The sequence below is a fragment of the Shewanella sp. Isolate7 genome (genome assembly GCF_022398425.1).
GTDB lineage: Bacteria > Pseudomonadota > Gammaproteobacteria > Enterobacterales > Shewanellaceae > Shewanella.
This window is the reverse complement of sequence record NZ_JAKEVJ010000122.1, coordinates 1-7230: the sequence shown is the minus strand read 5'-3', so window position 1 is coordinate 7230 and position 7230 is coordinate 1. Positions and strand designations below refer to the sequence as shown.

At 52.1% G+C, this 7230-nt stretch carries 8 protein-coding genes; 3 read left to right on the top strand and 5 right to left on the bottom strand.

Annotated features, from left to right (window positions below; genetic code table 11):
• The first annotated feature begins 574 nt into the window (after positions 1–574).
• On the top strand, positions 575–1132 hold the full coding sequence (locus L1D47_RS19780; RefSeq protein ID WP_239886509.1) for a gamma carbonic anhydrase family protein: 558 nt from the start codon (positions 575–577) through the stop codon (positions 1130–1132).
• A 107-nt stretch (positions 1133–1239) separates the two neighbouring features.
• Here the strand turns inward: L1D47_RS19780 and L1D47_RS19775 are convergent, their stop codons facing one another.
• On the bottom strand, positions 1240–1512 hold the full coding sequence (locus tag L1D47_RS19775) for a DUF1488 domain-containing protein (protein WP_239886508.1): 273 nt from the start codon (positions 1510–1512) through the stop codon (positions 1240–1242).
• A 40-nt stretch (positions 1513–1552) separates the two neighbouring features.
• Positions 1553–2395, bottom strand: coding sequence for a shikimate dehydrogenase (gene aroE / locus L1D47_RS19770; RefSeq protein WP_239886507.1), 843 nt, complete (start codon positions 2393–2395; stop codon positions 1553–1555).
• A 175-nt stretch (positions 2396–2570) separates the two neighbouring features.
• Between aroE and L1D47_RS19765 the strand changes: the two genes are divergently transcribed.
• A complete protein-coding gene (locus tag L1D47_RS19765; RefSeq protein ID WP_239886506.1) occupies positions 2571–2999 on the top strand; it encodes a group II truncated hemoglobin in 429 nt (142 codons plus the stop codon).
• Between the two features lie 83 nt (positions 3000–3082).
• On the opposite strand, the gene hemF is transcribed toward L1D47_RS19765, so the two are convergent.
• The 3 genes from hemF to L1D47_RS19750 all read right to left on the bottom strand — a co-directional run bounded on the left by hemF (position 3083) and on the right by L1D47_RS19750 (position 5228).
• Positions 3083–3994 carry an oxygen-dependent coproporphyrinogen oxidase gene (hemF, locus tag L1D47_RS19760; RefSeq protein WP_239886505.1) on the bottom strand — a complete coding sequence of 304 codons (912 nt, stop codon included), beginning with the start codon at positions 3992–3994 and terminating at the stop codon, positions 3083–3085.
• Between the two features lie 18 nt (positions 3995–4012).
• Positions 4013–4570: an L-threonylcarbamoyladenylate synthase gene (locus L1D47_RS19755; protein WP_239886504.1), complete on the bottom strand. Its 558-nt coding sequence runs from the start codon at positions 4568–4570 to the stop codon at positions 4013–4015.
• Positions 4571–4661: 91 nt separating this feature from the next.
• Positions 4662–5228, bottom strand: coding sequence for a topoisomerase DNA-binding C4 zinc finger domain-containing protein (locus L1D47_RS19750; RefSeq protein WP_239886503.1), 567 nt, complete (start codon positions 5226–5228; stop codon positions 4662–4664).
• 136 nt (positions 5229–5364) lie between these two features.
• On the opposite strand from L1D47_RS19750, the gene L1D47_RS19745 reads away from it, so the two are divergent.
• Complete coding sequence (locus tag L1D47_RS19745) at positions 5365–7146, top strand: collagenase (RefSeq protein WP_239886502.1); 1782 nt, start codon at positions 5365–5367, stop codon at positions 7144–7146.
• Positions 7147–7230: the final 84 nt, after the last annotated feature.

The window sequence follows — 7230 nt, the reverse complement described above, 5'->3', positions numbered from 1 at the left end:
ATCTGAGCCATGATCAAACTCTTCAATTAAAAGTTTTTCTGCTCCACTCTTTATTCAAAAGGAAGCGACTCAATGAATTCTGATTCATCACTTAGACTCGGAAGAATCTAAGGATGTTTGTACATATTGCTATGGACTCTCACTATCTCTAGTAAAGAATTGCATTGAGATTTAAATCGTTTTCGATTAACTCAATACCTGTGAGTGTCCACACAGATTTCTTGTTTTATCTTGTTAAAGAGCATTGCACCCTTACTTTTGGATGCCGCCGTTAGCGCTGGGCCGTCGGCTTAGGGATGCGTATTCTACACTTCCCGATGTTGGCGTCAAGTGATTTTTAAGAAGTTTTTCAACTTTATCACTTTAACCATCTGAGCTTGGTAATCGTTGCTAAGTAGCGCCGTTTGCCGTGTCAGTGGGAGCGCATTATAGGGAGCCAAATCTTTTGTGCAAGGGCTTTTTAAAAGAAAAGTGCCTCTTTTGCATTGTTTGCGCGCTTTTTCGCCTGACTAGCTACTTTTTCCCCATTATACTGGGTACCCCCCACTCATTTGGCCGTTTTAAGGACTTAGCCATGACAAAATCTATCCGTGCCTATAAGGGCCTTAGCCCACAATTTGATGCCAGTGTGTATATTGATGAAGCCTGTGTACTCGTCGGCGATATTGCTTTAGACACAGATGCCAGCATCTGGCCCATGGTCGCGGCGCGAGGCGATGTGAATCACATCCGCATTGGTAAACGTTCAAACGTACAAGATGGCACCGTATTACATGTCACCCGTAAATCGGCCAGCCGCCCCGAAGGATACCCACTTCTCATAGGCGATGATGTCACCATAGGTCATAAGGCGATGTTGCATGGCTGCCGAGTCGGCAACCGTATCCTTATCGGCATGGGCGCCATCATACTAGACGGCGCAATAATAGAAGACGATGTGATCTTAGGCGCAGGCTCTTTGGTTCCACCCGGCAAGACACTGGAAAGTGGTCACCTGTATGTAGGCAGCCCGGCCAAGAAGGTGAGAGCGCTGACAGAGGCAGAAATAAACTTCCTGCCAGAGTCGGCGGATAACTATGTCCGCCTGAAGAACGAATATATTGAAGAGGCGTTGCAGGATCTGCCGACCTAGTGCTTCTCTGTCGAGAAATGCGCATTAAACTCAACCTGCATGGCGTCGATGATTCGGCGCCCTTATGCAGCATCAACGTAAGCGCTAGGGGCAAACTTTAGAATGAGCTAGTCGACACGCTCAACCTGTATATGGCCTTGAACGTCAAACGCCTCTTGCTCGATCAACTTTTCCGCCTGCTCCTCGATATCGAAACGAAACTGTTCAAACAAGGACAGTGCCTGTTCACTGTTATTAATCTTCTCGGCCGCCAGATGCTCAAGCACCTTCTGGCTGATGTAGCAGTCGATCAACATCCCCTGCTGCTGCGCGGTAAAGTGAATCCCATTTTGCTGAGCATCCCAGGTCAGTTGCTCGGTAAATATGATGCTTTGATTCATGGCTTGCTACTCCTATTGCCATCTAACGACATAGCTACTCTCACGCCTGTACGGCGAGCTCATTACGCAACTGTGCCAGCACTGGCTCGACGGCAGGTTCGACGCCACGCCAGATGGCGAAGCTCTTAGCCGCTTGGCCCACCAGCATGCCGAGGCCATCGATCACCTCACCCGCCCCCTGACTCGAGGCCCAGCGGTTAAAGGCGGTGAGGTCCTTGCCATACATCATATCGTAGCAGACGGTATGGGCAGCGATAATCTCGTGTGGCAGATTCGGCAACTCCCTACTTAAGCTGGCAGACGTTGAATTGATGACGATATCGAAACTATGATTCAGCTCGTCTAAGGTGCAAGCCTTAACCTGACCATACGCCTTAAATGTCTCGGCCAGTAGTTCGGCCTTGCTATGGGTGCGATTATGAATCGTCAGAGAGGCGATACCAGCATTCAATAACGGCAGTATGGCGCCTCGCGCGGCGCCGCCGGCACCGATAAGCAAGACATTTTTACCGCTTAAGGATCCTATGTGGCGCTCGAGATCCGCCACCAGCCCCAAGCCGTCGGTATTATCTCCCTTGATACGGCCGTCATCCAAGCGGCTAAGGGTATTCACCGCGCCCGCGAGTCTCGCCTCCTCACTCAGGCAATCACACAAGGCATAGGCCTGCTCCTTGAATGGCAGGGTCACATTCGCACCCTTACCCCCTTCACTGAAAAAGCTTTGCAGAGACTCGGCGAAGCCATTGAGGGGCGCCAAAATCGCTTCATACCGGATCGACTCCCCCGTCGACTGGGCAAAAGCCTGATGAATAGCGGGAGATTTACTATGCCCTATGGGATGGCCAAATACGGCATATCTGTCTTGCACCAGCAGTTGTGTCATGGGGTAACTGTCTCTGTTAATCCGATTGCGCCCAGTCTACTGAGCTTTTTAGGCGAAGCAAAGGGCGACGCCATGCAATCTCTTCAGGGAAACTAGCATTGATTGCAACTGGAGAATCCGCTAGTGTGCCGCTTGATATCTAAATCGAGTCCAACAGAGCCCACGAGAGAGTCAGATGAAGTGGTTAAAGAAGATGATGGCTAAGCCTTCAGCCGAGCGCGATCCTCAGCAATCAAACGCCTACGATAGAATTGGCGGTGAAGAGGTGATCAGGGCGCTGGCCAAACAGTTTTACCACCAGATGCAGACCAACCCAGACACCCAGGCCTTATTGACCATGCATAGATCCCCCATTGCCGAGTCGGAACAGAAGCTGTTCGAGTTCCTCAGCGGCTGGCTAGGTGGCCCACAGCTGTTTCATCAACGTCATGGACACCCGGCCCTGCGTGCCAGGCACATGCCCTTTAGCATAGACGAGACCATGCGCGATCAGTGGCTACTCTGCATGCAGCGAGCATTAGCGATAGAGATCAAGGAGCCGCAACATAGGGAAGCCATCTACCAGGCGATCTCGACCCTAGCCGATCATATGCGTAACCAATAGCATAGGCGCCAATATGTGCGAAACCAATATGTGCAAAACAGGAAAGGACTCAATAGAGTCCTTTTTAGCTTCTGGTTGACCTTCTACGCTGGCAGCCAATCTCTCGGCTTGAGGAAGTCGGTATAGAGTTTCGCCTCCGCACTGCCCGGCTCAGGTGTATAGGCATATTGCCAACGCACCAGTGGCGGCATAGACATCAGGATAGACTCGGTACGGCCACCGGTTTGTAGGCCAAACAGCGTGCCTCTGTCATAGACCAAGTTAAATTCCACATAGCGGCCACGACGATAGAGCTGGAAATCACGCTCACGTTCACCATATTCGGTGTCTTTGCGCTTCTCGACAATCGGCGCATAGGCCTTCAAGAAACCCTCGCCCACCGCCTGCATGAAGGCAAAGCTGTTTTCGAACCCTGGCTCATTGAGATCGTCGAAGAAGAGACCACCGACGCCACGGGTCTCATTACGGTGGGGCAGGAAGAAATACTCGTCGCACCATTTCTTATATTTAGGATAAACATCCTCGCCGAACGGCTCGCACAATACCTTGGCACTCTGATGCCAGGTCACCACATCTTCCTCGAACGGGTAGTAAGGGGTCAGATCGAACCCACCACCGAACCACCAGACAGGATCCGCTCCCTCTTTCTCGGCGATAAAGAAGCGCACATTGGCGTGGGTCGTCGGCACATAAGGGTTATTAGGATGGATCACCAGGGAGACGCCCATGGCCTCGAAGCTACGCCCGGCCAGCTCGGGGCGGTGCGCCGTGGCAGATGCCGGCATTTCCGCGCCGGTCACATGGGAAAAGTTCACCCCTGCCTGCTCAAACACCTTACCCTTAGTCAATACGCGGCTCGTGCCGCCACCGCCCTCTTCCCGCTTCCAGGAGTCGGCCACAAACTTGGCCTCGCCATCGAGTTGTTCTAGGCCTTCACAGATCCTCTGTTGCAGGTCGAGTAAGAATGCTTTGACTTGAGTGGCATCGGGCTTCATAAAAATTCCTTGCTATGGTTATCGTAAAATCTTTCCGCTGATCACATCTATGATGGTCGACGGTTTAGGCCCGGCGCCTAGGCTACCGGCCACCAGGCCATCTATCTTGCCATCAAACTGACGGATAACCTCCTCCGGTGTCAAGGCGGGCTCCTCTCCCGTCAGGTTGGCACTGGTCGAGACTATGGGCTTATCCAGCGCCTGACACAGGGCCTGCACCCCAGGATGATTGGAGACGCGCACGGCGAGGGAGTCAAACTGACCGCTCAACAGGCTGGATAGCCCAGGGCGTTTCGGCATGATAAAGGTGAAGGGGCCGGGCCATTTATCGAAGGCCGACTGCATCTGCGCCTCGGTGAGGACAGAGCAATCGATATAGGGCGTTAATTGACTGAAATCACTGGCAACCAGAATCAAGCCTTTCTGCCAGGGACGCTGCTTTAGGTCGAGCAGCTTCTGAATCGCCTCATCATTGTCGGGATCGCAGCCCAGTCCATAAACGGCTTCGGTGGGATAGGCTATGACGCCACCTTGCAGTACCGTTTCAACCAGGGCGCCAGGATCTTGCTGTAACATGTCGCCTTACCTTTCTTGTTCAACGGGTCGACTTGACCTTATGCGTCGAGATTATACAGACAAAGCTAATGCGAACAATGGTGGAGAACGCTTAGGCTAGCGGACGCTTATATTTACAGGCCTTTTGAGGACACTCCAGCCGCATGCCGGCAGCGCCTTTGCGTTCGACCAAGATGCCGAAGCCGCAATCGGGACAGGTCTCCTGCACGGGAGGATAATTGACCAAAAACTTACACTTAGGATAGGCGCTACAGGCATAGAAGCTTTTACCGAAGCGGCTGGTTCTATGCTCCATCACGCCCTTATGGCAACTGGGACAGGACACGGCCTCGGCCGGATCCTCCTGATCGTGCTTCTCGATATGCTTACACTCTGGATATCGGGTACAGCCGATAAAGATACCGAAACGGCCCGACTTCACCGCCAGCTCTGCGCCACACTTGGGGCATTCTGAGCCTTGGATCACCTGAGTCTCTATCGATTCGTGATGCACCAGGGGCCGAGTATAGTCGCAACTAGGGTAGTTGTTACAGCCGATGAACCCACCATACTTACTGTTTTTTACCGACAGCTCGCAGCCACACTTAGGGCAGAGTTCATACTCTTTCTCTAGTGCATGCTCGTGTGAACTAAACAGTTGATCATCTATCTTAGACATGGTTTTCTCGACAGCCGGTGACTCTAGCCATTTTATCAAGCTCTACAGCGCCTTGGGAATCGAATGTGCATTTAATTATAGCTAGTCTTCTTCATGACAATGAAATATATTGTATGCAAGATAAAAAGGAGACCCTATGTTACACCAATCCCTCCGCGCACTCTTATTACTCGGCCCCAGTCTGTTACTGGGGTGCAGCACCACGGCGCCGACACAGCTAGACCCTGCCTTTATCGGCCAGCTTAACACCATGCCTGTGCTGCAAAGCTTCAGCCATGACAACCCTTTACTCGATAACGCCAGCTTCAATCAGGCGGTACAAGCCATCATTCAGAGCCAGGACGAGCAAACGCTAGATGCCCTGCTCTACTACCTGAGGGCCTTTAGTTATTTCGGTCCCATGGACGCGCTGACCAGTGCTGAATACGCCGCGCTAACGGATGCACTTAACAAGCTTGGTCAAAGCAAGCTAGTCACTCAGAGTGCCAGATTACAGGAACACTTCGCTGTCACCCTGTATCGCTACTATGCCAATACTGAAGAAGAAAGTGATGAGCGCGCCGAGCAAGTTGGCAGATTACTGCCCCTACTAAACCAGCAACTGAGCCGCATGGCTAACCAATCCCCCAGCCAGGTGACAGACTACGCTCTGTGGGAGACCCTGAGAGCCTATGGCATGCTGCTGAACGCTGCGCGCAAACAGCCCAAAGGCCCCCTCAACCAACAATTGATTGCCGCCAGATTAGATAAACCGCTACTCGATTTTGCCGCCTCCCCCCTTAGTCTTCACGATCAGCGAGACTGGCCAAGAGCCAATGCCTACTGGGCACTTGGGCTCTACCGCCTGGCACTACCCAGCGGCGAAGAGGGCAAGATCACGCCAGCCGAACAGGCACTGGACGACGCCATGGCCGAGATGGCCGAGCGAGATGTTGCGCGGCGAGGGGATGCGGCTAAGACCACCTACACCTTGGGCTATCATGTAAATGCCTTCGCCGGCCAGGAGGCCTGCAAGGCACGCGGCACTATCTGTCAGATCCCCGAGCAGTCGCAGATCTTACCCATACGCCATCGATGCTCAGACAGCCTGTATATCCTGGCGCAGGATCTAACACCGGATGAGCTCAGCATCAGCTGTACTAAGCTCACCTCCCAGGAAGCACACTTTCATCAGTTGCTAAAGACAGAGCACCGGCCTACCGCTAACGATAACAATGACGCGCTGCAGGTGGTGGCCTTCAAAAATTGGAGCCAATACAACGCCTACGGCCAGTTGCTGTTCGACATAGGCACGGACAATGGCGGCATGTATATCGAAGGAACACCCTCTAACCCAGATAATCAGGCCAGCTTCTTCGCCTATCGTCAGTTTTGGATAGCCCCGGAATTTGCCATCTGGAACCTGAATCATGAATATGTTCACTATCTCGATGGCCGCTTCGTAAAATACGGCGGCTTCGGCCATTTCCCGAGCAAGCTGGTGTGGTGGTCGGAAGGCCTGGCGGAGTATGTCTCTAAAGGCGACGACAACCCTTCGACGCTAAAGGTGATCAAGGAAAAATTAGATGAGGCGCCGGATCTCAAGACTATCTTCGCGACCGAATATAAGGATGGTCTCGACCGCACCTATAAATGGAGTTACATGGCAATCCGCTTCTTGGCCGAGCAGTACCCCGAAGAGCTGGTTAGGCTCAGCCACTACTTAAAGACAGACTATTTCGAGGGTTATGAAGGGCTGCTCGATGAGCTTACTAAGGAGCAAGCGACTTTCTCTAGCTGGCTGAACCAACAGGTTGCCCAGTTTACAGAGAAAGAAACGGATAAGACGCCCAAGATCAACAAGCTTAATCGTTACGCCTATCGTGATTACCTGATGCCGGCGCATCTTAAGCTAGACGATGCTCATCGACACTTTTAATGAGTCATCAACTAATACCAATCGTAATAAATAATTGATCATTCTAGCTTGTTAAAACGCTCGATAACTGTATTAGTATTTTTA